We start from the raw sequence: 277 nt of genomic DNA on the forward strand, positions 1-277 counted from the left end.
GACGCGTTCCGAGCCGCTGCCCCTTTCGGTGCCCATGCCCAACGAAAAGCGCCTGCGCGCGCTCTGCGAAGCGGTGATCGCCGACCCGACGCCCGGTGAATCGCTAGAGCAATGGGCGGCGAGCGTGGGCGCGAGCACGCGCACCATCGCGCGGCTTTTTCGGCAGGAACTCGGCGTGAGCTTTTCGAAATGGCGCCAGCAGGCGATTCTGGCGCGCGCGATTCCGCTGCTGATCCAGGGACGGCCGCTGTCGCACGTCGCACAAGAGTTGGGCTAT

1 protein-coding gene is annotated in these 277 nt (G+C 67.1%); it reads left to right on the plus strand.

What is annotated here, in order from left to right:
• On the plus strand, window positions 1-277 hold a 277-nt coding region (locus tag SB753_RS36880), incomplete at both ends, for a helix-turn-helix domain-containing protein (protein WP_410805080.1).

Source organism: Paraburkholderia sp. SIMBA_053 (assembly GCF_046534895.1).
GTDB lineage: Bacteria > Pseudomonadota > Gammaproteobacteria > Burkholderiales > Burkholderiaceae > Paraburkholderia > Paraburkholderia caledonica.